Raw genomic sequence first — 26,475 nt, 5'->3', positions numbered from 1 at the left:
TCCCTTTTACAAATAATACAAACAACACAAAACAATACAACACATAAAACAACACTTAAATACACAACAATACTCTCCCTGTGTATAAACAAAACAATACATATACAAAACTCTCTAATTATATATACCATCTCCCGTATATATAAAGGTAAAAGTTAAGTAGACATAAGAGCCCTTGAAAGAGGGCTCTTTTCCTTTAATATTTCTTATTATTTATTGATTAATAAGCCTATATTTCTTGACATAGTATGTAATATTTGTTAAACTAATCAAGTATCAAGCAAAGCTTGATGAACATAGGGGTATAGCTCAATTGGTAGAGTAGCGGTCTCCAAAACCGTTGGTTGTGGGTTCAAGTCCTACTGCCCCTGCCAAATTTTGGATGGCGGTCTTCGGACCGCATGTCCATAAAATTACTCAAAAAATATTAAAAAATGCTTGCGTAGCCGCAATCATTATGTTAATATAAGTGAGTACCTTGTACATGACTCAGTAGCTCAGCTGGATAGAGCGTTTGACTACGAATCAAAAGGCCAGGGGTTCGAATCCCTTCTGGGTCACCAAATCATTTAAAAGCGAACTTTCAAGAGTTTTATCATGGAACTCTGAAAGTTCGTTTTTATAATTAAAGACAATTTCAATGTGATCTTCATATATAGTTACATGATGAACAAAAGCCTCTATAATCCTAGCACGCCCACGTAGGGTGCTAGGATTTTCTTTTGCCATTTTTAGCAAAAAGAAACGGATATGATCTTCAGTAAGTTCTACAGGGATAATGGTATTTTCGAGGTTCGTTTTTATCTCAATTTGGTCTTTTAATTCTTGTTCGGTAGTTTCAATTCTGTGTTTTAATACATCAGAAATGAATCCATTTGCAATGGCTGTCATATAATTGTCTAATGATTTTTTCAAATCACGAATATGGGCGTCAATTATATCAATTTGTGCAACAGTTTCGCTTTGAAGATTTTTACCTGAGCTGGCAGCATATTTAGCTATTTTATTAACCACATTAGGTTTATTTAGTATCGCAAGGGTTTGGCTTATGACAATATCATCAAGGGCATCTCGTCTAATATTTTGAGCCTTACAAGCATTTTTGCGACGTCTATTGCTGCATACGTAATAATGGTGCAGGGCACCTGTTTTAGATGTACCCGTTGAGCCCACATAATTTCCTCCGCAACGTCCGCATTCTAGCTTTCCGCATAGTTGGTATAGCTCACTTCGATTGCCTTTCTTTTTAGCACGTAAATTTCGTTTGTGCTGTGCTTTTTCAAATATATTTTTATCTATGATAGGGGGAATAGCATTTTCTATGCGTTCTGATCCCCAAGAATAGACTCCTATATATTTTTCATTGCTAATAATGGCCTTAATGCTGTTTGTATTGAATGGCTTGCCTTTATGGGTTAGATGTCCATTTGCATTCATATAGGACGCCATTTCGCTAAGTGTATGACGTTGTAAATACATATCAAATAATTTACGTACAACATTGGCTTCATGTTCGTTGATTTCTAGCTGCCTATTATTAGATAATTTGTATCCATAGGGGACAACAGTGCCTACCCATTTACCCTGTAATACGTTGTCAGTCATTCCACGCATTACTTTTTGTGACAATTCTGCTGAATAATATTCGGCCATGCCTTCTAATACCGATTCAAGGATGATACCACTAGGGTCATCTTTAATATTTTCTTTAACGGATATAACTCGTATCCCATTTTTTCGTAACTTTGCTTTATATATAGCGCTATCATATCGGTTTCGACTGAATCTATCTAATTGATATACCAGCACATAATTAAAGGCTTGCTTATTGCTATCTAAGATCATTTGACGAAATTCTGGTCTATCATCCGTTTTAGCACTCAAAGCACGGTCTATATATGTATTTGTTATTGTGATTCCTTCACGCTCCGCATAGGCCATGCATTCTCTTATTTGGCCGTCTATAGATTCATCCCGTTGTTTGTCCGAGGAATACCGGGCATAAATAACACCTATTTGAGTAGTTTCGCTCATATGTTCGCTCCTTATGACAAATAAAAAAAGATAAGGCCTTGAACGTATAAGAACAAGACCTTATCTTTTTTGCGGCTAAACCGCTTATAATAATTTTAGTTTGAGGCTTAACCTCTTTGTTCTTATATTATAGATTTTTTGTATAAAAAAATCAACAAATTTGTCAATTTTTCTGTAGAAAATTACAACTTTTATTGCATTTTTTCTATTTTATACCGTGAATTTCCTTAATTGCTTGGCGGATTTTGTCCGTTACATGCTTCTCCACTCGCATATTAAAAAGGGCATCTTGTTTACATGTAGGGTTTTGAATTCGTATTTTGCTAACTGTGCGAACTTGTGAGGCCACAGCTACTGTACCTGAATTTAATCGTGCCACTTCTTTCATAATTATTTCGTGTTTAATTAACATTTTATGTGCACTTTCAATCTGTTCAGTGAGAGTGTGTAATTGAGATTTGGATAATGTTCCAACTTCGATATTTTCTAATCGCCTTACCTCTGCACTACATGTATCTAGTAATTTCCCTGCTGTGGAAAATAAAACTGTAAATAATTCAGATCCCAAATAAATGTCTGTTTTATATAATGTAGTTGGTTTTTCTTTATGTGGTTTCAGTGATCTTAGAGGCACAACGGTAACCATACCACTCTTGTTTGTGCTTGGACTTAATACTATTGCATAATGAAGTCCACCAAATTCATTACCTATTCCAAAGCCAAAATCTACTTTTACAATATGACCGGGTTGAAATGCTGGAAAATACTTAGCGTCGAAAGCCTCCTCTTGTTTTATGTATTGTAAATAATTACGTAACCAATAGTACATTAGGGCCGCTTTATGGTGATCTTGATTTACTAAGACAATCAAAAAAGTACGTATATCATTTGCTAGAGTTTTAATTTTATCAATTAAGGTAACCTTGTTTTCTGGCCTCTTTAAATCCATATAAATCTCCCTTTTATATGCTCCACTTGTGCCCGCATTTTAAGCATACGCCTTTTCGTTTGTTTTTACCATGAAATCCGGCAACCAATCCTATACCACTTGTTAATAATCCGCCAACTAATGCTTTGGTTCCGCTAAAACCCTGTTTATCAATTTCGATTTGTGTTGAATGGCATTTCGGGCACCGTATTTGTCCGTCATCAACGTTAATATTTATAGATAGGGGCTGGCCGCTTTGATATGCCATAACAATACTTTTTAATGATGAATCATTAAACATTTGGGTCGCTGCATTTGAGGATTTTAGCATGCCCGCTCCTGTAATTTTCTTAATCTCGTCAGCTGTTTCTATTGTGGCGGTAAATCCGGACTTTTCGAATAATCTAGTATCTAGTGCCACCTGTACTGCATTGAATGTTACCCCGTTAACCTCTTTTGGATACTCCGGCATAGATGGCATCTCATTCACTGGTTGTACATTCGGCAATGGAGCAGGTGGGGGATTACCCGTTACAGGTGTCCCACAATTAGAACAAAATTTTATATTATCATCTAGTTTAGAACCACAATTTGAACAATACATAAACATTTCCCCTTTATTAACGATGATGTCTTAATGATTCTATATAATTGACCTTATGCGGTGAATCATGATCTGCAAAATTAATATGGCTCAGTTCATGCAAATAAGTTTTTTGATTTTCTGCATGCGATAATTTTGCATTCAGTATTACTGTATAGGTATCATCTTCGTTTTTTCTAACATATCCCCCGCAGCCAGTCGGTAAATTTACTAGCTTAACTATAATCACTCGTAATCGTCCCCCCGCTCCCTTTGTAATAACGACTTCGTGATATTTATAATACTTTCCATCTCGCTTTTTGATAGGCTCCGTTTTGCGTCTAATAACAACCGCAAATCGGGGTCATTTTTTATTTCCTCCGCTAATTCCGCCACCTCCGGATCATAATAATATCCATCATCCGTAGTAGGGTGTTCACCCGTTAGGAGGTAATCGATAGAAACGTTGAAAACGTTGGCAATTAATTTAATCATTTCAGCAGAGGGCATTCTTGCATCTGTTTCCCAAAGTGAGATTGCTGAACGGCCTACATTTAATTTTTCACCAAGCTCATCGCCTGTTAAATGTTGAAATTTTCTTAATTGCTTGATGCGTTGGCCTAATGTTTTCATTTAGAACACCTCCTTAGGTTGATTGTAACAAATTGTAAACAAAAATAAAACTACTCATTGAAAACTTTTATAAAAAGTTTATTTGACTTGTTACTAATTGCAAACTATAATGAGGTCATAAGATGTTACAAAATGAAAACAAAAAAGGAGGTGAGATAATGTCATATAACAAGCTGGCTGTGTTTAGACGAGAGCTGAATTTTAGTCAGCAAGAAGTTGCAAATATGCTTTCTATTTCAAGAGCTGCATACTCTTTAAAAGAAAATGGACACCGCAAGTTTAGTCAAAAGGAAATGGGAATTATATTTACAAAGTTTAAAGAAAGATATCCTAAATTAAATATGCAAGATATTTTTTTAACTTAAAAGTTTACTAATTGAAACTATATTCAGGAGGGTGATATGAATTACAAAGCAGGTTGGGGCTTTAAAACCGTGAAAGAAATGCAATATAAACATTGTGATTTTCCACCGATGGATTGCATCAAGGATTATTACAAACGTACAGGGATGATTGTTGTTACTCACTGGGCTTATACCAAAAGCGAATTTGAAAAAATCGTCACAAAGATAGAAAAGGTAATCGTAGATATTAAAGAAGGAATTTACGATTACAATTACCCTACAAAGAGGTCAAAGCAAGAGACTCTTGAACGAAATCAAGAATACTTGCATCGACTGTACACTATTAAATTTGAACTTGATTTATAAAAGGAGGTGAACATTATGTCGTTAATCGATTTAGGCATGAATATTACGCTAATTACAGCATTAGTAGCTAGCATATTGTCATTATTGGGTATGTAAGGAGTGTAAAATGTCGAATTTAAAGAAAGATTTGAAGATGTCAGATGCTTTAACAATGCTTGGCGATTTACCACTTGGAACGCTGGATCAAATGAGTGATATCCGAGATACGCTCAAAGCATTTGGCAGAAATGATATTCAAATCATTATTACTGCTACGAATATTGATGTAAAACCAATCAATGCAGGTGGTGATTTTGAATGAGTTGGGATGTAAGGCCGTGGCTGGTTGAAGATATGATTGATTTTTTTAGCCAGCCCGGGATATTAGAAGAATTTGAAGAATGGAGGGAAGAATATCATGCAAATGGTGGACAGAACGGAAGCATTGAAATGGCGACATTACCGAATTACACAATATCGACGTCGCAGATCCGAGAGGCGGAATATGATGGCCCCTCAGCTTGCTGACATAGTTGAAGGCTTTATCTTTGGTACGTTGTTTATGTTGCTAGTATGGGGCATTGCATATTGGTGGGTAACCGGGGAGGCGTTAATTCGATGGTGAAACGTTGTTATCACTGTGGGTGTAAGCTTACCCCAAATATAACCTATAGCCTTTACAATACAGCCATTGGCAAAGTGGTTACTGTATGTAAAGACTGCCACTCCTCTCATTTACGAATGAGAGCTAAGCAAAGAAAAAGGGCTGCACTTGCTGGAACAAGCACAACCCTAGGTAAATAATAACCTAATCACATTATATCATAAGAAAATTTTAATAGGAGTAATATCATGAACCAATTTACAATCGAATTCAAAAATCCAAAAGATTTAGCAAAAAAAATTAGCGAGTACAACGAATTAATGAATGGATCTATTACAGAAGCTGAGCCTACTAAAAAAGCTAAAACAGCAGCAAGTACTTCCCCTAAAGAAGTAGTAACGCCACATTGTGATGTAGCTAAATTAACCTCAATGGAAGCCACTCCGGGTGAGCCTACAGAGATTAAGCAGCCTATTGTAGAAGAGGTAACCGACATTAAATCTGTTGAAAAAACAACAAATGATGCAAAATCAAAAGAAGATCCCGTAGTAGAGCAAGAACAGGTAGAAGTTAAGGAGCCCGCTCAGGATGCAGTTGAAGATGATAAAACTGCAAAGAAACAGGCCTTAATTGATAAGGCAAAAGAATGGTTATTAGCAGACCAAGCAAATCGATTAACACCATATATGGCGTTAATGGGCAAACATAAAGTACCGGGCAATAAAATTACAGTTGATAATTTAACAAAAGAATTAGCAGCTGAACTAATTACATTAATTGGTTAATTTTTGTTTAAGAAGGAGTATATACATGAACAATAAGAGCAATTACACACGAGTTGTGGAAATATTAAAGGCTGATAATAAAACATTGGAACGGGCGATGCAATTATCGCCTGAGGATGCTAATGAGTTCCAAGAGGCCCTAGATTACAATAATGCGGTTATTAAAGCATCACAATCTATTATTAAGGCTATTGATATAGTTAGTGAAGCCGATAAAAAGGCTGCAGCTAATGACAAGCAGGCTGGTGGAAAGAAGCGAGCTGCAGAGTTAAAAGAAAAAGCGAATAGTAAGCCTAATGATTCTACGCCAGCATCTGAACCAGCTAAAGCAGAAGTAAATACTGATATTGATATTAACGATTTATTTGGTTGATGCTATGGAAATATTGTATTCATTTGAAATTCCCAAATTACATGATAGTGTAGTTCGCTATCAGGGATGGCAAGCGCCCAAAACTGTAATCTATCATGCTGATTGTGACGCCTCATTCTCTGCTACATGGCCTGAATATTACCATCCGGGCAATGGGTACTGTACACGAGCACACTATTATGTATGTCCTTTCTGTGGGCATCGTTCCAATCCTTCTCGTGAACATGTAGGGCTTATTATTAATGAATCTGATGCAATTCCTATTGATATTAGATTCTCTATTGTTTCCTGTAAAGAATGGGTTGATCTTCAAATGCAAGGACATCAGGTTGTATTGATGGGCGACCAGCTCATCAAACAGCCTAAGCGCTTTTATCAAACTATCCGGTTTGATTTTAAAAATTTGAGGGTTCTTTTTATTGATGATGTAAAAGGTGAAAAGAAAGTCAAGATTTATGATTTAGAGCATATTTCAGGCACTACAAATAATCTATATGGATATGTTGGCATGCTGCATCAATGTAGAACTAGATCTGCAGCGATTAATTATGCTAAGCAATTTAGAATGTTGTTTAAAGTACTTCGTTTAGAGTTTGAAAAACGAATGTCAAATATTACCAATTACAGGGTTAAGGATGTATATCAAGCAACAGGAGTATCTAATGAGCATGGGTATGGTGCTGGAATGATTTTCAATATGGCATGGCGAATGGCATTTCCTGATGGTCCTGCATTAACAAAACCATTGTCCTTTCAACTTTGGGAATGGAGCAGAGCAGGTAATAAAGCCATTAACACTGATGTTATTAACTTAGGGCGCCGTTATCATTCGTTCTATGATGCTTTAATTATGGGGCATAACATAACAGATTTAAAGCCATTCATGCGTCGCTGGCTACATAAAAATCCGGGTTCAATCACAGCTTTTAAAGGGATTGTCATGTTAAGTGATGATATAAATGAGCAACGATTATTGTTAGATGTACTCAGCCGAAAACAACATGTCTTACTCAGAATATTTGATGATGCCCAAGCGTTAGTATTTTTGAAACGGTTTAGACAGGAATATAAAAATCAGCTTATTCCGTTTTTAAGCAACCATTTTGAATGGGACATTATAACTATGTATTCACAGTTAGACGCTGAAAACAAAGCATCATTCTGGGAAACACATCCCAAATTAAGGGATGTACATGATGAGCTGGTTAATATTCTAAATAAACAACGTTTTGAATATGTGGAGTTACTAAAGGCCGATGGATTAGCTGAAAAGTCAAACGGATTAGAATTCGTTATCCCTGAAACGGGGGCAGATTTAGTGAACATTGGTGTTGCACTTAAAAACTGTGTTAGATCTTACACGAATAAGATTCAGCAGGGGCAATGCATTATTGTGGGTGTTAAGAAAGCCAATAAATTTGTAGCTTGCTTGGAATTAAAACCCCTGAAAGGCAATGGGGCATTGCTAGTGCAAGCAAAATTATATGCTAATAAATCAGTGCATACTAACAAAACTATCAATAATAAGGTTCTTTCATGGGCGTATCGCCATAGAATTGCACCTAATACTTCGGATATTGATGTTAAATTGTTTGAAAAGCAGAAGGGAGCTTAATTATATGGCTTACAAAAAGGTGTTTGATGCTAATAAAGCCACTCGTGAGGAATGGTTAGAGTTTCGTAAGAGTGGTATAGGTGGCTCAGATATGGCCGCTATTCTAGGCCTAAGTAAATATAGATCCGCACTTGATGTGTGGATGGATAAGACTGGTCGGACAAAGCCATCTGAGGAAGATGGAAACCGATTTACATATTGGGGTACGAAGCTTGAAAGCATTGTTGCAGACGAATTCGCTATTCGTACCGGGTATAGTGTCAGAAATAATAATTTCACACTACAATCCGTTGAATATCCGTTTTTATTGGCGAATATTGATCGGGAAATTGTAGGAATTGATGCGGGGCTGGAGTGCAAAACAGCCTCCGCATTTAAAGTGGATGAATGGCAAGGGGACAGCGTCCCCGATGCCTATTACATTCAGTGTCAGCACTATATGGCTGTCACTGGTAAAAAGAGTTGGTGGATTGCTGCATTAGTTGGTGGCAATGATTATTATTATAAAGAAATCCCTCGTAACGATAACGTTATAGAAGCAATTATTGAAGCGGCGCAAGAGTTCTGGTCTTTTGTATTAACTGACACTATGCCAGCTATTGATGGATCTGATTCATGCCAAGAGGCATTGCGACAACTATATTCCAGCACTCAGCCTGAATCAGTTCAATTAGAAGATACCGCCGATATTTATGCTGAAGAGTATTTAAAGGCTAAGGCCGATAAAAAGGACGCTGAGGAACGGGCTAAAGAGGCTCAAAATAATCTATGCCAGCTATTAGCCAATAATGAAGTGGGCTATACCCAAAATCATAAAATCACATGGAAATATAAAAAGGCCATTGATGGATTTGATAAAAAAGGGCTGGCAGCAGATTACCCAGATATTTTTAGCAAATATGTAATTAAAAATGATCCAGTACGGAATCAATTCAGTTGTAAATAATGGAGGCTATATTATTATGACGGCAGAATGGCTTAAATCATTACTTGAAAAAGTCGATGATGATTATGAAGTTAAAATTTTAGATTTTCGCAGTGAATTAGAGCTAGATATTAGCAATGTGCGAATTGATCTTGATAATAAAGTAATCGTATTTGAGGAGGATATTAAATAATGGCGACAACTAAAGATGTAACACTAAAAACAAGCAAATTAACACCTGCAAAGCAGGATAATTCTCTTAAAGGTATGTTGTCAAACGACAATATTAAAAACCGATTCAACGAAATTCTTGGTAAAAATTCGGCAGCTTTTATTTCCTCTTTATTGGCAGTAGCTAATAATAACGAATTATTGATGAAGTCCGACCCAGCCACCATTATTGGTGCTGGTGCCACGGCGGCTGCAATGAACTTACCTGTAAATCAGAATTTTGGGTTTGCTTATATCATTCCGTTTCACAATGGAAAGACTAACCGTTATGAAGCTCAATTTCAGTTGGGCTACAAAGGCTATATACAACTAGCCATGAGAACCGGGCAATATAAGGCTATCAATGCCGCACCTGTATATGAAGGCGAAGTAAAGTGTGTTAATCGCTTTACAGGCGAATATGAATTCGGCGAACGTACCGGTAATGATGTGATAGGATATATGGCTTATTTTAAGCTCATCAATGGGTTTGAAAAGTTCCTATATATGGATATTGAGGAAATGCAAGCCCATGCTAAAAAGTACTCTAAAAATTATAAGGGCGGTACAGATCGATGGGGCTTAACTGACTTCCATACGATGGCTGTTAAGACTGTACTTAAACGATTACTAAGCAAATACGGTATCTTGTCCATTGAAATGCAAGGATCTAATGCGTTAGCTACTGCATTAGAAAATGATGGCGGTGTTATTACGATTGACAGTGAAGGTCATACGGTTACTGACTTTGATGGCGAAACATTAGATACGGCTGGTGATACTTTTATGGTTGGTAATGATATTGTTGATGCGGATACAGGGGAAGTAATTGATGATAATAACATCAATGAAATGTTTGATAAATAAGGGGGATATATGTTTTTACGGAGTGATGTATTTCACCGCTTATTACATAATAAGCAAATGACGTTACTGGATTTTATGAAAGAGGCGCATTGTTCGCCTCTAACACTTGTGAAGGCGTTGAGCGGTAAAGATGTGGTTCAATCTTCAACTCGATTTCGATGGGCACAGGCCTTGGGGTGCTCGGTTATGGATATATTTGTTACTAGATGGAAGTAGAGGGATGATGTTATGGCTAAGTTGACAAACTATTTTAGCCACGATGTAAGCGCATTAAGTGACCCTAAAATCATGATTATGATTTCGCTACATGGCATGGTGTCCTATGCGTGGTGGTGGATTTTAATTGAACGCTTGGCTGTTGAGGAAGATTGCAAACTTCCTTATAACAAATTCACCTTTGCTGGGCTTGCTATAGCGTTTCAAATCTCAGACAATTTGGCTTTTTGGAAGCAAAATATAGCAAATGCTAAGCAAAACGTAGCAAATATAGCAAGTGCTAATTTGCCAGATTTGGTAGAAAAATTTATACGATCATTAATTGAAGATTGTAATTTATTAGATACTGATGGCACATATTTTTGGTCTCCATCTTTACAACGTAGAACTGCAGAACGTTTAGCAAAAACCAATGCAATTTTGGAAAAACGTAGAGAGGCCGGGCGTTTAGGCGGTTTAGCAAAAGCTAGCAAATACTTAGCAAATGCTAAGCAAAATATAGCAAATGCTAGTGATGGGCATAGCAAAAATTCTAGCAAGCTAGCAAACCTGCCTAAAGAAAAGAAAGAAAAGAAAGATATTATATTCTATTCTACTGATGAGCACGACGAAGTGAAGCAAAACGAAGCAAATGCTTCAGATGATATTGACATAAATGATCTGTTTGAAAAGTCCGATACTAAATTAAATGATACTCAATCTAAGGTTTATAGAGTCTATATGAGCGAGATAGGAGAAATTAGTTCGGTTACTAAAGAGCGTATTGATGATTTAGTCGTTGACTTTGGGGCTAATGAGGTAGTTAATGCCATATCTATTGCTAGTGAGCGAGGTAAAGGCAGTATAGGATATATAACAGCCATTCTTAACAATAAGGTTAAAGAGGAGGTGATAAAGGGAAATGGAAGCAATAGACGTAGCAAAGGAAATAGAACGCCTAAGGCAAAATCAGATGGCTCGGATGTCGACTGGGAAAATGAAACAGGCGAATGGCTATGAGTTTTACAAACCTGAATATGCTCCACCTATTGTAATTGAACGTCAAAAAGATCTGAGTCGGTATGGAATTAAAGGTCGTTACAAAGATATGGATTTTGACAAACTCAAAGAACTTGGGGCACCACCAGAGGATAAAGAGGCTTATAACAATGCCTTTAGATATTCCTTACATTTGAGTGAACACATTCGAAATGGTAAGGGGTTAATACTTATGGGGCCAGTTGGAACTGGAAAGACTTGTATAGCTATTAGTATTTTGAGAACTGCAATTAATCAAGGGTACAATGGCTATTTAATTTCCATGACAAGTCTGTTTGATACGTTAATGGTTTTAAGTAAAGGGCCATCCGAACACTTCCTTAAATTTGAGAACATGATAAAAAATACACCGTTATTGGTGTTAGATGATTTTGGTGCAGAGTATTCTAGCGAATGGGTAAAGCAAAAAGTAACATCAATTATATCTGAACGTGTAGAACGAGAAAAATCAATTATTATAACATCTAATTTATCTATATCTCAAATCAAAAATTCGTATGATGGCAGGTTATATGACAGATTAAAAGGTACTTCGTTTGTACTTAGATTTTGCGGTAAATCTAAACGGGATCCGCTGGATATTTCAAAAATTTGAGGAGGGATAGAATGAAACCAAATGCCAAGATTTAGATAGAAGTTTTTGATAATGGTTACATTAAAGTTGGCGTAGAGGGCCAATTCACTGATTTAACAGTTGGATTTTGTGCAGGTGTTGCTCAGGTAGTTCAATTAGCATCCAAAAATGTCAATAAAACACCGGAAGAACTTTTAAATATTGTTACTGCTGAAATGCGTCGTGCATTAGGTAGCGTATTAAGTGAAAAAGAAAGGGTTACGCATTAAAAATGAATAAGCTTGTAATCTACGGCCGACCAGCAACAAAAAAGAATAGTTCGCGAGTTGTATACGCTGGGAAATATCCTCGTGTCTTACCATCAAAAGCCTTTGAGGAATATCAAGCATTAGCGCTTAAACAGTTGCAATTCTATCGTAAACGAGCGTACCATTCTGGCCCTGTGTCCTTACGGTGCCGCTATTATATGCCTAATTGGGCGCATTGGCCTGACTTGGTTGGTCTATTACAAGCTACATCAGATATATTGACTGAAGCTGGCATTATTGACGATGACATGTGGGTTGCAAACTATGATGGATCTGAAATAGTTGGAATCGATAAAGCGAATAGTAGGGTCGAAATTGAATTTATACCAGTAAAGGAGGGAACGATATTATATGAGTTGCGAGACAGGAGGAATACAAAAAGAGCCAAACGATAGCTGGTTCTTTACTGATGAGCAAGGAAAATGTATTGTGCTATCTCCGCCTAATTATGTTATTGAATGTGAGGACTGTTAGTGGTGATTTATAAAATACTAGATGCATGTTGCGGTTCTAAGATGTTTTGGTTGCAAAGACACTGTATATATGGATAAGAGAACATTAGATACAACGCTATGTGATGGTAGGAAGTTAATTGTTTCTCCTGACATATTAGCAGATTTCCGTAGTATTCCATTTGATGATGAAACATTCCATCTTGTTATCTTTGATCCACCACATTTATTGAAAGTTGGTGATACATCATTTTTAAAATTGAAATATGGAAGATTAGATACATCATGGAAAGAAGATATTAAGCAAGGTTTAGCTGAGTGCTGGCGAGTTTTAAAGCGGAACGGAACCATGATTTTTAAGTGGAACGAGGAACAAATCACATTGCCAATGGTAAAAACTTTATTACCATGTGAACCGCTAATTGGTCAACGCAGGGGTAAGACGATATGGCTAGTATTTTTTAAGGAGTGAGTTAATGACAGAGCGTGATATACAATCTATTCTTGGGGAACATCTATTTTTACAAAATATATGTATTCCTAATGTATTGATGTATCAAAAAGGCAAAAGGGAATATGAGGCCGATTTAATTTATTTCGGTAGAAATTCGAATTATCTTACCGAGGTAGAAATAAAAATAAGCATTCAAGACTTTAGGGCCGATTTTAAAAAAGTAACTTTTCACGATCACCCTAATGTTAGAAATTTTTATTACGCCATTCCGTCTTGCGTTTATGATAAAAACAAGGACGAAATTGATAAGAAGTTAAATATATGTGGTGCTGGTTTAATATTGATAGATGAGACAGCTGTTAAATGTTTTTATAAAAAATCTAAACCGAGAAACAATGCAGTTGAGCTAACCGATCAAGATAAAATTAATTATTTACGAATTGGATGTATGAAATGGGTTAATAGGTGGCATTAGCATGACAGTGAAAGAACTAAAAGAGGCGTTAAATAAAGTTAAAAATGATGATATTGAAGTAATCATATATGATGAAATGCTCGGCGGTAACGAAATTGAGTATGTCGTGCATCAAAAAGACGAGCCTGAATTTAATTTTAAAGAACGTGTCGAGTTAATGGTTGGATGTGAGGTTGAATAATGCATTTAACAGATGAAGGAAGAATACATTTTTTAAAATATCTATACCAAAATGGCAAGTTTAATTTCTTGTTTAAGATGAGTGCAAATGGACCGATTTGTATCTGTGAGAACGAGCCTAGGTTTGATAAAAATGAGAATTGCCTTGAATATTATGGACTTTACAAAGTCCTTGATAGCTACCAAGAAGATTTGGCAAAAGAGCTTTTGGGCGATAAATATTTTATGATTGATATTCGCAAAAAGCTGGGAATAGTTGACTGGGAAAACATTCCTATTGATACACCTGTTCGTGTATGGAATCATGCATCAACGACAAAAGAAAAAAGACATTTTGCAGGATATAAAAATGGGTATGTGTTAACGTGGTCTCATGGCGGGACTTCATGGAGTAGCCCAAAACATTGCGTAAGTGAATGGGATCATGCTGAGTTGGTGGAGCTATGAAAAGAGCAATATATATAGCGTTGGTTAAGCTACTAAAATTATTAGATAGCCGATACAACATATCTGATGAGATGATTCTTGCAGGTGCTGTGTCGGTATTGGATGAAACACAAAATATGCTTGAATATGAAGCTAAATTACAATTACAGTTCTTGGATGATTTGCAAAAAGAAACTGCAGAGGACTTTACTCCGATTAGAGGGTTTTTAACAGGGTTTCATAACAGATCCATTAATTGGTGCAAAAAGCAGCGTAATACATTAGCTACACAAAGCAAATTATAGGGGGGGTGTTAGAATTGGAACAGGCGCAGGCGATAACTGATATTGATGCGGTTGTCAAATTAGCCACTGAAACGGCTATAGAAATTTATGAGCAGCGGATTGAAAAAGACCATGCTAAAAAGCGGGAGCAGGCAAGAAAGAATACAAAAAAGCTATTAGCTGGGTACAATGAGCTTAAAGAGCATTGTGAAAATGCCATAGCTGACATTGAAAGCAGTGTTCCGACTGATCTGCAGTTACTTTTAACGGAGTTGTTTAACCGTAGAGGAGTATTGCGTGTTGAATCTATTCTCGCTAGCAAGCGTCGTACAGAATTGATATTAGAGCATGTCGATAATATGCTTGATGTATATCGAAAACAATGTAATTATCGCAATCAACCGTACTTTAAATCGCTTGTGTATTTTTACATTGATAAGCTAGATGTCGATGCTGTAGCTGACAAATTGAATGTTGAAAAGCGGACAGTATATCGCTATTTAGAACAGGCGGAGAACGACATGGCATTATTAATATGGGGAATCCAAGCAGTTTAATTGTATGCAATCAAAACTTGACAAATTGTCACAAAACTGTCATTTACATGTCATTATGGGTGTTTTATAATGATAGTGTCGATAAATTGTAAGTGGCTCCTAATAACGAAATCGACACGACTATATACACCTTCTTGCATACAGTTTTGTGAAAAGGACACCGAATCAGGTGTCCTTTTTTCATGCCTAAATTTACATGGTAGAGTACCCAAGAGGTCAAAGGGGACTGCCTTGAAAGCAGATAGACGTATAATGCGTGCGTGGGTTCGAATCCTACCTCTACCGCCATATATTAAATTATAGAAAGGGAATCATCATGAATATTGTTGAAATGCAACTATCAGAATTAAAGCCATATGATAATAATCCTAGGCATAATGATGTAGCGGTGCAACCGGTAGCCAATTCAATCAGAGAATTTGGGTTTAAAGTGCCTATTGTAGTTGATGCAGAAAATGTGATTATTGCAGGTCATACTCGATACAGGGCAGCTCAACAGTTAGGATTGGATACAGTTCCTTGTATTGTGGCCGATGATTTATCTCCGCAACAGGTGAAAGCATTTAGATTAGCCGATAACAAAGTATCTGAATTCGCTACGTGGGATCCTGATGCTATGATGGAGGAATTGCAAGGAATCCTCGAAATTGATATGTCGGAATTCGGGTTTTTAGATAATACAGAGGTCCTTGATGAGGTTGATGATACCTACACTACTGATATTAATATTCCTCAATACGAGCCGTCAGGCGAAGTAGTACCGCTCGAAAGCTGTATTGATGATTTAAAAACAGAAGCTTTGTTAATGGAGATTGAAGATAGCAATCTGAGCGATACGGAAAAAGATTTTCTAAGGAAAGCGGCTCAACGACATAATCAATTTAATTACAAGCGAATTGCTGAATATTATGCAAACGCTAGTGCTGAAATGCAGGATCTTATGGAACGGTCAGCATTAGTTATTATTGATTATGATGATGCCATTAAAAATGGGTATGTACAGCTATCTAGCAGCCTTGAAGAGATTTTAGGTGATGAAAATGATGGACAATAATTTTGCAGCATTTATTTTGAGTCATGGTCGAGCTGGTAACGTTAAAACATACCAAACTTTAATTAATCAAGGGTATACAGGTAAGATATACATCATAATTGATGATGAGGACGATATGCGCAACTCTTACATTGATAAGTATGGTGAAGATATTGTGCGTGTGTTTAGTAAAAAAGATGCCGCAGCATTTGTAGACCCTGCTGATCTTGAACCGGAATTAAAAGGTGTTATCTATGCTCGAAATTATTGTCATACTATTGCCGAAGAAATGGGACTTATCAATTTTTTAGTGTTGGATGATGATTACAACCTTTTTGCTCATCGATATGAGTGCAATGGTAAACTATTGTCATATACAACAAAACGACTGGATGACATTTTTATGGCTATGATAAAATTTTTAGACCAAACAGGTGCAATTACAGTAGCATTGGCACAAGTTGGCGATTATATTGGCGGTGTAGATAATGGTAACTTCAAAAAGAAGTTACTACGTAAAGCCATGAATAGTTTTTTCTGTCGAACTGATAGGCCTTTCAAGTTTTATGGCCGTATTAATGAAGATACAACTATGTATGTTCGATATGGTGAAACTGGACATTTAATATTCACGACGATGGATTTTATGTTAAATCAAGGCCAGACACAAAAGAATAAAGGGGGCTTAACAGAAATGTACCTCGATAGTGGTACTTATGTTAAGTCGTTCTATTCTGTTATGTATTCGCCTTCATGCGTTAAAGTTGCTGCAATGGGTGATAAGCATATGAGGATGCATCATCGTGTTAATTGGGATTGTTGCACACCTAAAATTCTCAATCAAAGGTGGAAAAAATCGAAAGGGGGTTAAGAGATGGCAAGAACTGGTAGACCGAAAAAAGTCATTAAGCAGGAACAGTTTGAAGCTATGTGTCAGATACAGGCAACACAGGACGAAATTCTGCTTGTGCTCGGTATTTCTGATAAGACGCTCAATGCTTGGTGCAAGCGAACATATGGAAAGACTTTCTCCGACATTTTTGCAGAAAAGAGAAGTGCGGGAAAGATAAGTTTACGACGTAAGCAATGGAAACTCGCTGATAGATCTGCAGCAATGGCAATATTTCTTGGCAAGCAGTTCTTGGGACAAAAGGACCAAACTGAAATGGAACTTAAAGCTCAGGTCAATAACCCTTTCGATGGTGTATCTACCGACGATATTAAGAAGTTGATAGGCCATGACTAAACAAGATAAAATCATAGTCCAAGCAAAAAGAGAACTCGCACGACGTGAGTTCTTTTATTATTGCCATCTGCTAGAAGGCGATTTTTATAGGACTGACCGCCAATATTTAGTAGAGCTATGTAATGCCTTGCAAGAGTTCTATGAAAGCGACATTTATAATGTGCTTATCGTAAATCTCCCTCCTCGTCACGGCAAAAGCCGCACCGCTCAGAACTTGGTTAAATGGGCATTTGGTAAAAATCATAAAGAAAAGATTATGACTGGCTCATATAATGCCACGTTGTCAAAGTCGTTTGCAAAGGGTGTGCGTGATTCTATTAAAGAAATAAAGGCAGATGATAATATCACCGTATTTTCAGACGTTTTTTGTGGTGTAGAAATCAAGGAGGGCGACGGTGCTGCGCATATGTGGTCGTTAAAAGATGGCTATAATAGCTATTTAGCGACCTCGCCTGATGGTTCATCTACTGGCTTTGGTGCTTCGCTTTTAATTATTGATGACATCATTAAAAATGCTGAGGAAGCACATAATGAAAATGTTAAAGAAGCTCACTGGAGCTGGTTCACCAATACGATGCTTTCCCGTTTAGAGGAAGGCGGAAAAATAATCATCATTATGACTCGCTGGGCAAGTGATGATTTAGCTGGTCGAGCCATTGAACATTTTGCTGATGATCCCAAATTTAAGCCTAAAGTTATCATGATGAAAGCCGTGCAGGATGATGGCACTATGTTATGTGATGACGTGTTATCAAAAGACAGCTACCTTTCTAAAGTCAGAGCAATGGGCGAAGATATTGCATCAGCTAACTATCAGCAAGAGCCTATTGATGTTAAAGGTCGTCTATATACATACTTTAGTACTTACAAGGATATTCCAAGAGATGATAAGGGATATCCTTTATTTTCTGCAGTCAAGGCATATGTTGATTCTGCTGATACTGGTGAAGATTGGCTGTGTGCTATTGTGTACGGCGTTTATAACGATAATGCTTATATATTGGACATTCTTTTTACTGATGCACCCATGGAGGTTACCGAAAGGAAAACCGCAGAACTATTACATCGTAACGGGGTAAATGTTAGTGATATTGAATCTAATAACGGTGGCCGTGGATTTGCTCGTAACGTTAAGCGAATTCTTAAAGATGAATATCCCGGCAATCGTACTAAGATTGTCACGTTCCATCAAAGCAAAAATAAAGAGGCTAGAATATTATCTAACTCTACACAAGTTATGGATTACGTATTATATCCTGAAAACTTTAAAGAACTATGGCCGGAATATTATTCGGCCATGTACAAATATCAACGTAAGGGGAAAAATGCTCATGATGATGCACCGGATGCAACAACTGGTGTTATTGAGCGGTTAAATGCTCCAGTTATTAAGTCCATTAATTCCGATATTTATTAGGAGGTTAATCTATTCATGTATATTAGTAGCGAACAGAAATATGCATACAAGCTTTTACATGATGCATATTATGGTTCTGGGCTATTCTCGTTAGGACGAGGATTAAAACAGCACCCAAGAGAGAGCCTATATAATTATAATTTTCGGAAGGCATTGTCTAGCTATTCCAATCATATTGCCCCTATTATTAATGCTAATGTTGACCCAATTTTTAATGATGAGATTAGACGTGAGTATAATCCTACAGCAAAATTTGATGTATTTTTAAAGAATGCCGATAGATTGGGAACATCATTACAAGAATATATCCAACAACAGGCTTTAATTGCAAAGCTATATGGCGTGGTTTATGTTATTGTTAACAACGTGGCTGAATTTGGTGCGAGTGTTGCCGACAATGTGAAGAATAGACGACTTCCTTATTTGCTATCTGTTGAACCTGCTGATGTAACTGGTTGGAAATTAGATAATGAGGGGCGTATTATTCGTTTTGAATATAAAGAGTCAATCATTGATGATAATGGCGGGACAAAGATTATTTATCATGAGTGGACTGACACCGCTTGGAGAATTCGAGATAAAGGGAAAGGCATTATTGCAGAGGGCGAGCATAATCTCGGCCGTGTGCCAGTAGTCCAATGGTTTGGTCGTAGTACTAAAAAAACTACAGTATTACCTCATCCAGAGTTTTACTCACTAGCACAAAAGAATTATCGCCTATATCATTTAGATAGCTTATTAACACAAATCCTTAATTCTCAAACCTTCTCTACTTTAACAATGCCTTCAGATGAAAGTGTTGGGGATCTAACCCTTGGGGTTAATAATGTATTGTTGTATCCGTCTGAGTCTAGTCATCCGCCAGCATATATTGCGCCGGATAAAGGACCAGCTGAGATTATTATGGAAGAAAAAGCCTCCGAAATTAAAGAGATGTACCGTATTGGTGGAGTTGATTCTGTAGTAGGGGTTCAGCAAGAAAAATCCGGCGTAGCAAAGCAATGGGCGTTTAAACGAACCAATCAAAGACTGGCAAATTTTGCAGTACAATGTGAGAATGCGGAAAAAGCAATTATTGAACTATATGAATTGTGGACAAATGAGCATTTATCCTATAAATGTGAGTATCCAAGAGACTTTGATATTAATGATGTAGCTGATGTATTATCGCAGGGGCAACAAGCATTAGATCTTGGCTTTAAATCTAAAACATATTATACGGAAGTTGTTAAAAGAGTTCTCGATGGATATATGCCAAACATCGATGACGAGGTTTATGACGATATCATTAAAGAAATTGAGGATTCAACACAACAAGATGTTCTTGATGTCACATATTCAAACAGTAGTGAGGGCGATGATGTAGATGAATAAGACTACAGAACAAACTATTCAGGATACCATAGATAAGTTTGAAAATGAAATTCGACGACTATTAGAAGCTGGTTATGCCCCACAAACTGCAGTACGAAAAGCGTATAATAAATACCCCGTTATGGATGCCATGCGGGGTATTTTAATATCTGAATTAATTCGTGAATGTGTTAAAGGATATGGGGTCGATATTGGTGTAACCGGTAATGCAATTAAAAGTGCTATTATAAAAGGTATGCCATATGATCTAAAAACGATTTCTAAGGCTATGCAAGATGCGTGGGCACCTGATGGCTTAAACTTATCTGAACGGCTACATAATGCGTCTAATCGTGTCAAAAACGATGTTGCAGAAGCAATATCCGATGCAATGAAGAAAGGGCAGGATACATTAACTACAGCAAAGGCTATATTCGATGGCTATGGTGGCAATTCTGTAATTTCAAAAGCTGATTTGCCTGATTTTTTGGAGAAGCTTCGCAAGTTGCCCATTCCATTGCCTAATGATGAAGCTGGGAAAGATATTCTTAAATATCAGCTTCGTAAAGTCCGTCGATTAGTTGAGCAAGAAACTACTCCGGGACTTAGAGCCGCATATAGTGAGTTGATTGGTGCTGTTGAAAAGAGCAATACAGCAGCTTTAAATCATGCCATATATGTTGCGACGCAGGAAAAGGCTCGTTATCATGCTGAACGTATCGCCAGAACTGAAAGGGCTCGTGCATATGCAGAGGGTGAGATTGCAAGGCATATGGATGATCCTGATGTAGTTGCATTTCAATGGAAATTGAGTACACGACATCCGGTGGTTGATATATGTGATGTATATGCAAATGCTGATTTATATGGACTCGGAAAAGGGATTTATCCTAAAAATAAATTCCCTCATTTACCCGCACATCCGCATTGCATATGTCGTATTAAGCCAATTATAGAAGGTATGATTGATACTGCATCAGCTAAGCCAAATATAGAAGCTGGAGGGCTAGCATACTTGAAGTCATTACCGAAGCGGGAGCAAGAGCGCATTTTAGGCGTAAATGGTCGCAATTTAGTAATGAATGGGCATGCATCATGGACTGAGGAAGCTAGGGGCTGGGATGGTGCCGTATTTAAAAGCAGGCTGCCTGTTATTGAGTCATTGAAAAATTATATTAAGAATGGAAAAATTAATATTGAAGATCTTTCAAAGCGTCGGGAGTTTGAAACAATAGATGACGTTAGACATCGTGTTATTGATTATATTAACTCACCATACTTTAATAGTAGCTATGTGATGCGGCAAAGCATGCATATAAAAGGTGGTAAGCTTTACGATAAAACACAAAATAAAAGCTATTATAACCACGAAATTCCTCATGCTGATGTTATAAAGGCCATACAGGAAGGAGTTTATAGTGGTATTAGGTTTACTCGAAAGGGCGATTGGAATCATAAAATAATGGTTGATATATCCCCTCATATTGGGTATGATGTAAATGCAAGGAGCGGAACAAAGCAGAAAACTAGCCTTGCAACTGTACATGTATCAGGAAAGGGTATTCATATAGTGCCGAAGGGAAGTGAACGGAAATGACAGAAGAACAACTTTATAAACGCTATAATGAGATTCGTTCAGAAGATGTAGAAGTCATATTCGTTGATGGCGACACTATGACTGGTAAATTAGATTCGTTTACATCAGGTGTGAATAATGAGCCTGATGAAGCATCAATATATGTTGACGAATATGAATTGTATGCCAGTGAAATCGCAGAAATACGAGAAATTTAAAACTTAATTTAACCAATCAAGCACTTGCTTATGCAGGTGCTTTTTTATTTGCCTTTTTAGTATCGCAGGCGAAAAAGAACGAGACCGCAGTCGTGTGGTGTGGCACACGAAAATAAAGCGAAGTGGGAAAGGTATATTTTACAGGAGGTCATACAGATGACAAAAGAGGAATTAATCAAGTTAGGATTAACAGAAGAGCAGGCAGAGGCGGTGACTAAGGATTATGGGGAGAATTATGTGTCCAAAAGTCAATTTAACGCCAAAAATGATGAGGCAAAAACGGCTAAGGCGGCAAAAGAAGCCTCCGAACGTTTGCTTGCTGAGGCGCAAGGCAAGTTAGAAAAAATTAACTCCACAGGGATTAAGGATGATGCCGGCATCGTTGCCATGCAAGAACGGATTAAAACCTTAGAAGATTCCGTAGAAGCCGAACGTAAAGCCCGTGAAGATGCTGATGCACAACGTATCCAATCCGAAATAGCTGCAGCAGTTGTAGATTCTTTAACAAAGCGAAATGCTATGGATCCAAAAGAATTTTCCAAATTGATTGTTAGCAAAATTAAGGTCAATGAAGATGGCACTTATGGATATGTTAAATCTGACGGAACCAGCGGAACTGTTGATGATTGCGTTGATGAATGGCTTAAAGGGAAAGACTATGCGATTAAAGATAGTCAAAAACGTGGAAGCGGTTCAGGAAACGGTGGCGCCGGTAATGGTGGGGAAGGCAACAAGCCTGCTGGATTAAAAGGGGCTGTAGCGGCAGCTATTGAAGCCCAACAATGTGAATAATTTATTTAATGGAGGTATTTAACTAATGGCAATTACATTAGCTGAAGCAAAACTTAACGTACAAGACGATTTGCAAATGGGGATTATTGATGAGTTCCGCAAATCGTCCTTTTTATTTGATAACTTAACTTTCGATGATTGTGTATCTCCTACAGGTGGTGGTGGCACGTTAACATATGGCTACACTCGTTTACTCACTCAACCTACAGCAGATTTCCGTGATATTAATTCGGAATATACTCCACAATCTGTTACTCGTAAACGTTATACCGTTGATTTGAAAGTATTCGGCGGTTCCTTTGATATCGACCGTGTAATCGCTAAGATGGGCGGTATTGTTGATGAAACTACCTTGCAAATTGAGCAAAAGGTAAAAGCTGCAGCTGCATTATTCAATGATACGGTTATCAATGGTGATTCAGGCGTTAATTCTAAAGCCTTTGATGGCTTGGATAAAGCGCTTTTAGGTTCTTCCACTGAATACACACCAACAGCAGCAATCGATTTATCTGATAGCGCTGCTATTGATACAAATTACAAATCATTCCTTGATCAACTTGATGAATTCCTTTTAGCCTTGGATGGTACACCATCTGCAATTATGGGTAATACCAAATTGATTGCTAAAATTCGTGCAGTTGCTCGTCGGTCTGCGATGTACTCTACTAAACTAAACGAATTCGGACAACAAGTTGAATACTATGGCGTAACTCCATTGGTTGATCTTGGTGCAAAAGCTGGTTCCAATGATCCTGTAATTGGCATTAACGGTCAGGGCGAAACATCATTGTATGTTGCTCGTCTTGGCATCGATGGCTTCCACGGTGTTTCTTTGGCTGGCGATAATGTGGTTAATTTGTGGTTGCCTGACTTCACCAACGCTGGTGCAGTTAAAAAAGGCGAGGTCGAAATGGTTGCCGCTGTTGCATTAAAAGCATCTAAGGCAGCAGGCGTATTCCGTAAAATTAAGGTTAAATAAGGAGGTCAATTATGCCGATTATTAAATCTCCAGTACCTGATTATACAGGTCAAACAGGTTCAGTTGTATTTGTGAATGGTGAAGGCTTCACCGAAGATGCCAACCACATTGAATGGTTTAAAGAGCACGGCTATGAAGTTGTGGAAGATAAACCTGTAAAGGAACCTAAAAATACAACCCCAAAGGCTGATAAAGAGCATAAGGATGAAAATCCTCCGGACAAAGATCCTGAGGATAAAGAGCCTAAGGATGAGGGCCCTGAGGATAAAACCTCCGGCAAGGGTTCCGGTAAAAAATAATTGCTATGAATAGCCGGGCTATATTTGAAAAGCGTATTCGTCAGGCTGTAAAAGCAAGCACTATAGATGTGAGAGAAACTGCGCAAGAACAACATAGATTTACCTCTCAAACAGGTAATCTTGAAAAGGCGATTGATTATCAAATTTCTAATAGTGGCATGCAAGGGGTCGTATTTCTTGATATTGATGTTGCGAAATATGGCCCTTTTGTGCATGAGGGAACGCCAGCTCATGTGATTAATCCACGATTCAAAAAGGTATTAAGATTTGTCCCTCGTGGTGGGAATGGCTTCGTGTTTGCTCGGAGGGTATTTCATCCGGGAACGGCACCTGATCCATTCTTATATGATGCGTTGGAAAATAATATACCAAACATTATTAATATATTTTCACAATATACAGGCCATGCCTTGGACGATGTGTCTCGTGGGTTAGTTAAAGACGAATATTCAATAACATTTAATATGTAAGGGGTTTTAAATATGCTATACAAATTTGAGGATATGGCGGAGCTATTTAATGATGAGTTACTAGGTGATGAAGTAACCGCCAATACTGTCGGAAAGGCAGAACAGTGGTTATATGCATTTGGTAATCGTCTAGGTGTAAAGCCGGATAAGATTATTCGTAGTTTTACAACCGATGAATTAGTACTTGCTTATATCTATCGTGAAGTATGCGTAAATAAAGCATTTGCATTGCCGGGTTCTTACAGCAATAACGGCTCAACAGACGACTTTTATTCTAAAAAATTAGAATATTATGAATCTCGTATCAAGCAATTAGAATCTCGTATCACACCTGAACAGCTAACTGGTAACCCTATTGAATATAAGGGCTATCGCTCAGTTGAAATATTTAGGGGGTGACATATGCAATGGTATGAATTAATGCAGCGCATACAAGATGTATTTAATGGCACTAATTTAGGTATTGATACTCGGCTAGGGCTTACAATACCACAGAATGCTGGAGTAACAGCCAATGGTGTTGTTATGATTGGTCGGGGGCAAGAGCAAAAAGATGATGATGTGCATTTAAAAGTTACATTGTATCTCGAAGCTTGGACTAAAACCGGCACAAAAGAATTCGATAAAGGATATCCACAATTAGTTGATCTCGAAAATAAGGTTGACGCTATATTATTAGCGTTCCGTAAAGCGTGTGGAGAGCTTAATGAAGATGTATGCGTATTAGATTGTGGATTTCAAATCGTTGATCTCCATGTCGTAAATAAAGTAGGCGACCATGATAGTATACGCCCATTATTGGGCACTCAGTACACTATTGAGGCACGCCTTTTTGATTTGAATGAAAGAGAGGATATATATTAATGCCAGAACCAGCAAAAAATTTAACTGCGTTAAAGCAAAGCAAAAAATCTCTTGTCGCTATGGGTAAAAATATATTGATCTACATCAATGTTGGTACCGATGAAACTACCGGTGCAAAATGGGAATTGTTGGGTGGTCAAAGAACGGGCGACTTGAATTTAAAAGCGGACTCTATTGACGCTTCTCATAAAGGTACAGGTGGTTGGAAAACTACATTACCGGGCATGAAAGAATGGTCCACCGAAGTTGAATCAATTTTGATGCTTAACGATGAAACTTTAAAAGTCGTATATCAGGCGTTCTTGAATGATGAACGCATTCATATTAAATATGAATATCCTGATAAATCATATGTTACAGGCTGGGCATCCATTACGGATAACTCTACGACTGGTGCACACGATGATGTGGCTACTCGTAAAATCACTCTTAACGGTGATGGTCCATTGTCTGAATTAAAAACCGTTTAATTTATAATCTCAGGAGGCTTTTATAATGAAACGAATCCCATGTGAATACTTTGGCGAAGGTGAAAAAATCTATTTTAATATTGGGCGCATTTTACAGCTAGAAGCTGTATTGAAAAAGCCTATAGGTCGTATTCTTCAAGATGGCTTAGGCATGACGGAGGTATTGGTTGCCTTTGAAATTGGGCTTGCGCACTACAAACGACGTTCCTCGATATTCTATCAAGAAAAAATTCAGGAAATGATGAACAATACGGACTTCAATTTCAATGAATTGATGATTACTGTACAAAAAGCACTCATCGCCAGTGGCGTTATGGGTAAACAGATTTATTATCAGGAGTTCCCTGAAGAAGCCACCGAGGAAGATAATGCAAACATTGAAGCTGAGGAGGCTTTAAACGAAAAAAACTAATAGAGGGGGCTGATGCCCCCTCTTTTTTTGAGTGGTATCGATTTAATGAAAAGAATGCATATGGAGTACTGCAATTAAAACCTTGGGAATATAAACGATTATCCGTTATAGAGTTTTATAAGCTATTAGAGGGCTA

Annotated in this window: 38 protein-coding genes and 3 tRNA genes; 37 read left to right on the top strand and 4 right to left on the bottom strand. The window is 37.4% G+C overall.

All coding sequences use genetic code 11. The features are described from left to right. The first annotated feature begins 298 nt into the window (after positions 1-298). A tRNA-Trp gene (locus tag ACGHIY_RS07165) sits at positions 299-374 on the top strand. Positions 375-486: 112 nt separating this feature from the next. Then, positions 487-563: transfer RNA gene (locus tag ACGHIY_RS07160), tRNA-Arg, on the top strand. Here ACGHIY_RS07160 and ACGHIY_RS07155 read toward each other — a convergent pair. The 4 genes from ACGHIY_RS07155 to ACGHIY_RS07140 all read right to left on the bottom strand — a co-directional run bounded on the left by ACGHIY_RS07155 (position 526) and on the right by ACGHIY_RS07140 (position 4,178). Continuing rightward, positions 526-2,034 carry a recombinase family protein gene (locus tag ACGHIY_RS07155; protein WP_390525436.1) on the bottom strand — a complete coding sequence of 503 codons (1,509 nt, stop codon included), beginning with the start codon at positions 2,032-2,034 and terminating at the stop codon, positions 526-528. The two genes, ACGHIY_RS07160 and ACGHIY_RS07155, sit on opposite strands and share 38 nt — an antisense overlap. Positions 2,035-2,239: 205 nt before the next feature. Next, positions 2,240-2,983, bottom strand: a complete 744-nt coding sequence (locus ACGHIY_RS07150) for a type II toxin-antitoxin system PemK/MazF family toxin (protein ID WP_390525435.1) — start codon at positions 2,981-2,983, stop codon at positions 2,240-2,242. A 13-nt stretch (positions 2,984-2,996) separates the two neighbouring features. Beyond that, positions 2,997-3,566, bottom strand: a complete 570-nt coding sequence (locus tag ACGHIY_RS07145) for a zinc-ribbon domain-containing protein (protein ID WP_390525434.1) — start codon at positions 3,564-3,566, stop codon at positions 2,997-2,999. Positions 3,567-3,791: 225 nt separating this feature from the next. Next, positions 3,792-4,178 carry a helix-turn-helix domain-containing protein gene (locus ACGHIY_RS07140; protein WP_008601738.1) on the bottom strand — a complete coding sequence of 129 codons (387 nt, stop codon included), beginning with the start codon at positions 4,176-4,178 and terminating at the stop codon, positions 3,792-3,794. A 122-nt stretch (positions 4,179-4,300) separates the two neighbouring features. Between ACGHIY_RS07140 and ACGHIY_RS07135 the strand changes: the two genes are divergently transcribed. The 35 genes from ACGHIY_RS07135 (at position 4,301) to ACGHIY_RS06965 (ending at position 26,339) form a co-directional block, all read left to right on the top strand. Then, positions 4,301-4,543: a helix-turn-helix transcriptional regulator gene (locus tag ACGHIY_RS07135; protein ID WP_039965104.1), complete on the top strand. Its 243-nt coding sequence runs from the start codon at positions 4,301-4,303 to the stop codon at positions 4,541-4,543. 36 nt (positions 4,544-4,579) lie between these two features. After that, entirely contained in the window at positions 4,580-4,888 is a 309-nt protein-coding gene (locus tag ACGHIY_RS07130; RefSeq protein WP_390525433.1) for a hypothetical protein, read from the top strand. A gap of 106 nt (positions 4,889-4,994) precedes the next feature. Continuing rightward, entirely contained in the window at positions 4,995-5,189 is a 195-nt protein-coding gene (locus ACGHIY_RS07125; protein WP_390525432.1) for a hypothetical protein, read from the top strand. After that, the gene (locus ACGHIY_RS07120) at positions 5,186-5,395 is read left to right on the top strand and encodes a hypothetical protein (RefSeq protein WP_390525431.1); all 210 of its coding nucleotides are present in this window, start codon (positions 5,186-5,188) and stop codon (positions 5,393-5,395) included. The genes ACGHIY_RS07125 and ACGHIY_RS07120 overlap by 4 nt, the downstream gene beginning before the upstream one ends. Before the next feature lie 324 nt (positions 5,396-5,719). Further along, positions 5,720-6,256 (top strand): hypothetical protein, encoded by a 537-nt coding sequence (locus ACGHIY_RS07115; protein ID WP_390525430.1) that lies wholly within the window; start codon positions 5,720-5,722, stop codon positions 6,254-6,256. A 25-nt stretch (positions 6,257-6,281) separates the two neighbouring features. Then, positions 6,282-6,629 carry a hypothetical protein gene (locus tag ACGHIY_RS07110; protein ID WP_316138867.1) on the top strand — a complete coding sequence of 116 codons (348 nt, stop codon included), beginning with the start codon at positions 6,282-6,284 and terminating at the stop codon, positions 6,627-6,629. A 4-nt stretch (positions 6,630-6,633) separates the two neighbouring features. Continuing rightward, positions 6,634-8,244 carry a PcfJ domain-containing protein gene (locus tag ACGHIY_RS07105; protein WP_316138866.1) on the top strand — a complete coding sequence of 537 codons (1,611 nt, stop codon included), beginning with the start codon at positions 6,634-6,636 and terminating at the stop codon, positions 8,242-8,244. 4 nt (positions 8,245-8,248) lie between these two features. After that, positions 8,249-9,190, top strand: coding sequence for a YqaJ viral recombinase family protein (locus ACGHIY_RS07100; protein WP_390525429.1), 942 nt, complete (start codon positions 8,249-8,251; stop codon positions 9,188-9,190). A 16-nt stretch (positions 9,191-9,206) separates the two neighbouring features. Next, entirely contained in the window at positions 9,207-9,362 is a 156-nt protein-coding gene (locus ACGHIY_RS07095) for a hypothetical protein (RefSeq protein WP_390525428.1), read from the top strand. Then, positions 9,362-10,246: a recombinase RecT gene (locus tag ACGHIY_RS07090; protein WP_390525427.1), complete on the top strand. Its 885-nt coding sequence runs from the start codon at positions 9,362-9,364 to the stop codon at positions 10,244-10,246. Before ACGHIY_RS07095 ends, ACGHIY_RS07090 begins: the two co-directional genes overlap by 1 nt. 228 nt (positions 10,247-10,474) lie before the next feature. Beyond that, entirely contained in the window at positions 10,475-11,461 is a 987-nt protein-coding gene (locus ACGHIY_RS07085; RefSeq protein WP_390525426.1) for a Lin1244/Lin1753 domain-containing protein, read from the top strand. Further along, positions 11,439-12,095: an ATP-binding protein gene (locus ACGHIY_RS07080; RefSeq protein ID WP_390525425.1), complete on the top strand. Its 657-nt coding sequence runs from the start codon at positions 11,439-11,441 to the stop codon at positions 12,093-12,095. The genes ACGHIY_RS07085 and ACGHIY_RS07080 overlap by 23 nt, the downstream gene beginning before the upstream one ends. A gap of 250 nt (positions 12,096-12,345) precedes the next feature. Beyond that, a complete protein-coding gene (locus ACGHIY_RS07075) occupies positions 12,346-12,777 on the top strand; it encodes a hypothetical protein (protein WP_293909489.1) in 432 nt (143 codons plus the stop codon). A 148-nt stretch (positions 12,778-12,925) separates the two neighbouring features. Next, a complete protein-coding gene (locus tag ACGHIY_RS07070; protein ID WP_390525424.1) occupies positions 12,926-13,306 on the top strand; it encodes an SAM-dependent methyltransferase in 381 nt (126 codons plus the stop codon). 4 nt (positions 13,307-13,310) lie between these two features. Further along, a complete protein-coding gene (locus ACGHIY_RS07065; RefSeq protein WP_390525423.1) occupies positions 13,311-13,763 on the top strand; it encodes a hypothetical protein in 453 nt (150 codons plus the stop codon). Between the two features lies 1 nt (position 13,764). After that, positions 13,765-13,944, top strand: coding sequence for a hypothetical protein (locus ACGHIY_RS07060; protein ID WP_390525422.1), 180 nt, complete (start codon positions 13,765-13,767; stop codon positions 13,942-13,944). Continuing rightward, positions 13,944-14,390 carry a hypothetical protein gene (locus tag ACGHIY_RS07055; protein WP_390525421.1) on the top strand — a complete coding sequence of 149 codons (447 nt, stop codon included), beginning with the start codon at positions 13,944-13,946 and terminating at the stop codon, positions 14,388-14,390. Before ACGHIY_RS07060 ends, ACGHIY_RS07055 begins: the two co-directional genes overlap by 1 nt. Then, on the top strand, positions 14,387-14,674 hold the full coding sequence (locus ACGHIY_RS07050; protein ID WP_390525420.1) for a hypothetical protein: 288 nt from the start codon (positions 14,387-14,389) through the stop codon (positions 14,672-14,674). Before ACGHIY_RS07055 ends, ACGHIY_RS07050 begins: the two co-directional genes overlap by 4 nt. A 14-nt stretch (positions 14,675-14,688) precedes the next feature. Further along, positions 14,689-15,210: a DUF1492 domain-containing protein gene (locus ACGHIY_RS07045; RefSeq protein ID WP_390525419.1), complete on the top strand. Its 522-nt coding sequence runs from the start codon at positions 14,689-14,691 to the stop codon at positions 15,208-15,210. Positions 15,211-15,408: 198 nt separating this feature from the next. Continuing rightward, a tRNA-Ser gene (locus tag ACGHIY_RS07040) sits at positions 15,409-15,498 on the top strand. A gap of 28 nt (positions 15,499-15,526) precedes the next feature. Further along, positions 15,527-16,264, top strand: a complete 738-nt coding sequence (locus tag ACGHIY_RS07035) for a ParB N-terminal domain-containing protein (protein ID WP_390525418.1) — start codon at positions 15,527-15,529, stop codon at positions 16,262-16,264. Further along, positions 16,251-17,114, top strand: coding sequence for a hypothetical protein (locus ACGHIY_RS07030; RefSeq protein ID WP_390525417.1), 864 nt, complete (start codon positions 16,251-16,253; stop codon positions 17,112-17,114). Before ACGHIY_RS07035 ends, ACGHIY_RS07030 begins: the two co-directional genes overlap by 14 nt. Before the next feature lie 3 nt (positions 17,115-17,117). Further along, entirely contained in the window at positions 17,118-17,489 is a 372-nt protein-coding gene (locus ACGHIY_RS07025) for a hypothetical protein (RefSeq protein ID WP_390525416.1), read from the top strand. Beyond that, a complete protein-coding gene (terL, locus tag ACGHIY_RS07020; RefSeq protein WP_390525415.1) occupies positions 17,482-18,906 on the top strand; it encodes a phage terminase large subunit in 1,425 nt (474 codons plus the stop codon). The genes ACGHIY_RS07025 and terL overlap by 8 nt, the downstream gene beginning before the upstream one ends. 15 nt (positions 18,907-18,921) lie before the next feature. Then, positions 18,922-20,280 (top strand): hypothetical protein, encoded by a 1,359-nt coding sequence (locus tag ACGHIY_RS07015; protein WP_390525414.1) that lies wholly within the window; start codon positions 18,922-18,924, stop codon positions 20,278-20,280. Then, positions 20,273-21,856, top strand: a complete 1,584-nt coding sequence (locus tag ACGHIY_RS07010; RefSeq protein WP_390525413.1) for a polymorphic toxin type 50 domain-containing protein — start codon at positions 20,273-20,275, stop codon at positions 21,854-21,856. The genes ACGHIY_RS07015 and ACGHIY_RS07010 overlap by 8 nt, the downstream gene beginning before the upstream one ends. Further along, positions 21,853-22,053, top strand: a complete 201-nt coding sequence (locus ACGHIY_RS07005; protein WP_316060900.1) for a hypothetical protein — start codon at positions 21,853-21,855, stop codon at positions 22,051-22,053. The genes ACGHIY_RS07010 and ACGHIY_RS07005 overlap by 4 nt, the downstream gene beginning before the upstream one ends. Before the next feature lie 156 nt (positions 22,054-22,209). After that, a complete protein-coding gene (locus tag ACGHIY_RS07000) occupies positions 22,210-22,845 on the top strand; it encodes a hypothetical protein (protein WP_008601669.1) in 636 nt (211 codons plus the stop codon). Positions 22,846-22,870: 25 nt separating this feature from the next. Next, positions 22,871-23,824, top strand: a complete 954-nt coding sequence (locus ACGHIY_RS06995) for a major capsid protein (protein ID WP_101928775.1) — start codon at positions 22,871-22,873, stop codon at positions 23,822-23,824. 11 nt (positions 23,825-23,835) lie between these two features. Then, positions 23,836-24,123, top strand: a complete 288-nt coding sequence (locus ACGHIY_RS06990; RefSeq protein WP_390525412.1) for a hypothetical protein — start codon at positions 23,836-23,838, stop codon at positions 24,121-24,123. Positions 24,124-24,128: 5 nt separating this feature from the next. After that, positions 24,129-24,593: an HK97-gp10 family putative phage morphogenesis protein gene (locus ACGHIY_RS06985; RefSeq protein WP_390525411.1), complete on the top strand. Its 465-nt coding sequence runs from the start codon at positions 24,129-24,131 to the stop codon at positions 24,591-24,593. Between the two features lie 12 nt (positions 24,594-24,605). After that, positions 24,606-24,992: a hypothetical protein gene (locus tag ACGHIY_RS06980; RefSeq protein ID WP_390525410.1), complete on the top strand. Its 387-nt coding sequence runs from the start codon at positions 24,606-24,608 to the stop codon at positions 24,990-24,992. A gap of 3 nt (positions 24,993-24,995) precedes the next feature. Further along, positions 24,996-25,457: a hypothetical protein gene (locus ACGHIY_RS06975; RefSeq protein WP_008601659.1), complete on the top strand. Its 462-nt coding sequence runs from the start codon at positions 24,996-24,998 to the stop codon at positions 25,455-25,457. After that, positions 25,457-25,927, top strand: a complete 471-nt coding sequence (locus ACGHIY_RS06970; RefSeq protein WP_008601657.1) for a phage tail tube protein — start codon at positions 25,457-25,459, stop codon at positions 25,925-25,927. The genes ACGHIY_RS06975 and ACGHIY_RS06970 overlap by 1 nt, the downstream gene beginning before the upstream one ends. 25 nt (positions 25,928-25,952) lie before the next feature. Continuing rightward, positions 25,953-26,339, top strand: a complete 387-nt coding sequence (locus ACGHIY_RS06965) for a hypothetical protein (RefSeq protein ID WP_316138847.1) — start codon at positions 25,953-25,955, stop codon at positions 26,337-26,339. Positions 26,340-26,475: the final 136 nt, after the last annotated feature.

The sequence above is a fragment of the Veillonella parvula genome, assembly GCF_042850485.1.
GTDB lineage: Bacteria > Bacillota > Negativicutes > Veillonellales > Veillonellaceae > Veillonella > Veillonella parvula_Q.
This window is presented reverse-complemented; position numbering and strand designations above follow the sequence as displayed.

Bases quoted from the DNA above. Each gene is read 5' to 3' on its own strand.
- ACGHIY_RS07060 (WP_390525422.1), top strand. From the start codon at position 13,765: ATGACAGTGAAAGAACTAAAAGAGGCGTTAAATAAAGTTAAAAATGAT.
- ACGHIY_RS07030 (WP_390525417.1), top strand. From the start codon at position 16,251: ATGATGGACAATAATTTTGCAGCATTTATTTTGAGTCATGGTCGAGCT.
- ACGHIY_RS06965 (WP_316138847.1), top strand. From the start codon at position 25,953: ATGAAACGAATCCCATGTGAATACTTTGGCGAAGGTGAAAAAATCTAT.
- ACGHIY_RS07070 (WP_390525424.1), top strand. From the start codon at position 12,926: ATGGATAAGAGAACATTAGATACAACGCTATGTGATGGTAGGAAGTTA.
- ACGHIY_RS07110 (WP_316138867.1), top strand. From the start codon at position 6,282: ATGAACAATAAGAGCAATTACACACGAGTTGTGGAAATATTAAAGGCT.
- ACGHIY_RS07130 (WP_390525433.1), top strand. From the start codon at position 4,580: ATGAATTACAAAGCAGGTTGGGGCTTTAAAACCGTGAAAGAAATGCAA.
- ACGHIY_RS07035 (WP_390525418.1), top strand. From the start codon at position 15,527: ATGAATATTGTTGAAATGCAACTATCAGAATTAAAGCCATATGATAAT.
- ACGHIY_RS06985 (WP_390525411.1), top strand. From the start codon at position 24,129: ATGAATAGCCGGGCTATATTTGAAAAGCGTATTCGTCAGGCTGTAAAA.
- ACGHIY_RS07120 (WP_390525431.1), top strand. From the start codon at position 5,186: ATGAGTTGGGATGTAAGGCCGTGGCTGGTTGAAGATATGATTGATTTT.
- ACGHIY_RS07080 (WP_390525425.1), top strand. From the start codon at position 11,439: ATGAAACAGGCGAATGGCTATGAGTTTTACAAACCTGAATATGCTCCA.
- ACGHIY_RS07135 (WP_039965104.1), top strand. From the start codon at position 4,301: ATGTTACAAAATGAAAACAAAAAAGGAGGTGAGATAATGTCATATAAC.
- ACGHIY_RS06980 (WP_390525410.1), top strand. From the start codon at position 24,606: ATGCTATACAAATTTGAGGATATGGCGGAGCTATTTAATGATGAGTTA.
- ACGHIY_RS06970 (WP_008601657.1), top strand. From the start codon at position 25,457: ATGCCAGAACCAGCAAAAAATTTAACTGCGTTAAAGCAAAGCAAAAAA.
- ACGHIY_RS06995 (WP_101928775.1), top strand. From the start codon at position 22,871: ATGGCAATTACATTAGCTGAAGCAAAACTTAACGTACAAGACGATTTG.
- ACGHIY_RS07155 (WP_390525436.1), bottom strand. From the start codon at position 2,034: ATGAGCGAAACTACTCAAATAGGTGTTATTTATGCCCGGTATTCCTCG.
- ACGHIY_RS07085 (WP_390525426.1), top strand. From the start codon at position 10,475: ATGGCTAAGTTGACAAACTATTTTAGCCACGATGTAAGCGCATTAAGT.
- ACGHIY_RS07140 (WP_008601738.1), bottom strand. From the start codon at position 4,178: ATGAAAACATTAGGCCAACGCATCAAGCAATTAAGAAAATTTCAACAT.
- ACGHIY_RS07075 (WP_293909489.1), top strand. From the start codon at position 12,346: ATGAATAAGCTTGTAATCTACGGCCGACCAGCAACAAAAAAGAATAGT.
- ACGHIY_RS07015 (WP_390525414.1), top strand. From the start codon at position 18,922: ATGTATATTAGTAGCGAACAGAAATATGCATACAAGCTTTTACATGAT.
- ACGHIY_RS07145 (WP_390525434.1), bottom strand. From the start codon at position 3,566: ATGTATTGTTCAAATTGTGGTTCTAAACTAGATGATAATATAAAATTT.
- ACGHIY_RS07150 (WP_390525435.1), bottom strand. From the start codon at position 2,983: ATGGATTTAAAGAGGCCAGAAAACAAGGTTACCTTAATTGATAAAATT.
- ACGHIY_RS07095 (WP_390525428.1), top strand. From the start codon at position 9,207: ATGACGGCAGAATGGCTTAAATCATTACTTGAAAAAGTCGATGATGAT.
- ACGHIY_RS06975 (WP_008601659.1), top strand. From the start codon at position 24,996: ATGCAATGGTATGAATTAATGCAGCGCATACAAGATGTATTTAATGGC.
- ACGHIY_RS07050 (WP_390525420.1), top strand. From the start codon at position 14,387: ATGAAAAGAGCAATATATATAGCGTTGGTTAAGCTACTAAAATTATTA.
- ACGHIY_RS06990 (WP_390525412.1), top strand. From the start codon at position 23,836: ATGCCGATTATTAAATCTCCAGTACCTGATTATACAGGTCAAACAGGT.
- ACGHIY_RS07000 (WP_008601669.1), top strand. From the start codon at position 22,210: ATGACAAAAGAGGAATTAATCAAGTTAGGATTAACAGAAGAGCAGGCA.
- ACGHIY_RS07005 (WP_316060900.1), top strand. From the start codon at position 21,853: ATGACAGAAGAACAACTTTATAAACGCTATAATGAGATTCGTTCAGAA.
- ACGHIY_RS07115 (WP_390525430.1), top strand. From the start codon at position 5,720: ATGAACCAATTTACAATCGAATTCAAAAATCCAAAAGATTTAGCAAAA.
- ACGHIY_RS07100 (WP_390525429.1), top strand. From the start codon at position 8,249: ATGGCTTACAAAAAGGTGTTTGATGCTAATAAAGCCACTCGTGAGGAA.
- ACGHIY_RS07065 (WP_390525423.1), top strand. From the start codon at position 13,311: ATGACAGAGCGTGATATACAATCTATTCTTGGGGAACATCTATTTTTA.
- ACGHIY_RS07010 (WP_390525413.1), top strand. From the start codon at position 20,273: ATGAATAAGACTACAGAACAAACTATTCAGGATACCATAGATAAGTTT.
- terL (WP_390525415.1), top strand. From the start codon at position 17,482: ATGACTAAACAAGATAAAATCATAGTCCAAGCAAAAAGAGAACTCGCA.
- ACGHIY_RS07125 (WP_390525432.1), top strand. From the start codon at position 4,995: ATGTCGAATTTAAAGAAAGATTTGAAGATGTCAGATGCTTTAACAATG.
- ACGHIY_RS07025 (WP_390525416.1), top strand. From the start codon at position 17,118: ATGGCAAGAACTGGTAGACCGAAAAAAGTCATTAAGCAGGAACAGTTT.
- ACGHIY_RS07105 (WP_316138866.1), top strand. From the start codon at position 6,634: ATGGAAATATTGTATTCATTTGAAATTCCCAAATTACATGATAGTGTA.
- ACGHIY_RS07055 (WP_390525421.1), top strand. From the start codon at position 13,944: ATGCATTTAACAGATGAAGGAAGAATACATTTTTTAAAATATCTATAC.
- ACGHIY_RS07090 (WP_390525427.1), top strand. From the start codon at position 9,362: ATGGCGACAACTAAAGATGTAACACTAAAAACAAGCAAATTAACACCT.